Here is a 1,150-nt window from a genome sequence, read left to right as displayed (position 1 = left end):
AAAGCCTCGCTCCTACCGGTATGGTGGTGCCTTTGTAGGAGCGAGGCTTGCCCGCGAAGAACGATAACGCGGTTTTCAGGTAGTAGCTGGTTATTACCCGACCCGCTGGATAAGGACTACCTTGAATACTCCGATGCATTTCCCAGAGGAGTCCTCCCCATGGCTGCCAAGAAAATTCTGATGCTGGTCGGCGATTACGTCGAAGACTACGAAGTGATGGTGCCTTTCCAGGCGCTGCTGATGGTCGGCCACACGGTGCACGCCGTGTGCCCGGACAAATCCGACGGCCAGACTGTGCGCACGGCGATTCACGACTTCGAAGGCGACCAGACCTACAGCGAAAAACCCGGTCACTTGTTTGCCCTGAACTTCGATTTCGCCAAAGTCGCTGAATCCGACTACGACGCGCTGCTGATCCCCGGCGGTCGTGCGCCGGAATACCTGCGCCTGAACGAAAAAGTCCTGGAGCTGGTGCGCGCATTCGACAAGGCCGGCAAACCGATCGCCGCCGTGTGTCACGGTGCCCAATTGCTGGCGGCAGCGGGGATTCTCGAAGGTCGCGAGTGCAGCGCTTATCCAGCCTGCGCGCCGGAAGTGCGCCTGGCGGGCGGTACGTTCATCGATATCCCGGTGACGGAAGGCCACGTACAAGGCAATCTGGCCACTGCGCCCGCCTGGCCGGCGCACCCAAGCTGGCTCGCCGGTTTCCTTGGGTTGCTGGGCACCAAAATCACGCTGTAACGAGGGGCTTTTCCATGTGCGAGCTGTACGTCAAAGCTGATCCGATTCTCTACGAATCGCGCTCCCGCTCGCTGCGCATCTGCGGGGTGGTCACCACCCTGCGCCTGGAAAATCAGTTCTGGGACATCCTCAGCGAAATCGCCGAGGTCGACGGCATGACCACCAACCAGTTGATCGCCAAGCTGTATGAAGAGGTGATGGACTACCGCGGCGAAGTGGTGAATTTCGCCTCGTTCTTGCGGGTGAGTTGTACGCGGTATCTGAGTCAGCGACGGGTACAGGCGCCGGAGTTGTCGGTGGTGCGGGCGGTGGTGAAATAGGGTTGGTTTTGCGCTGGCCTTACCGGCCCCATCGCGAGCAGGCTCGCTCCCTCGGGGGAACGCATTCCAATGTGCAAGCGAGCCTGCTC

At 60.3% G+C, this 1,150-nt stretch carries 2 protein-coding genes; both read left to right on the top strand.

The annotated features are described in order from the left end of the window. Positions 1–159: 159 nt before the first annotated feature. Complete coding sequence (locus QMX98_RS34705) at positions 160–741, top strand: DJ-1/PfpI family protein (protein WP_077749585.1); 582 nt, start codon at positions 160–162, stop codon at positions 739–741. A gap of 14 nt (positions 742–755) precedes the next feature. Next, complete coding sequence (locus QMX98_RS34700; protein ID WP_008025707.1) at positions 756–1,061, top strand: ribbon-helix-helix domain-containing protein; 306 nt, start codon at positions 756–758, stop codon at positions 1,059–1,061. Positions 1,062–1,150: the final 89 nt, after the last annotated feature.

The organism is Pseudomonas sp. PS02303 (genome assembly GCF_029959925.1).
Classification (GTDB): domain Bacteria; phylum Pseudomonadota; class Gammaproteobacteria; order Pseudomonadales; family Pseudomonadaceae; genus Aquipseudomonas; species Aquipseudomonas mandelii.
This window is presented reverse-complemented; position numbering and strand designations above follow the sequence as displayed.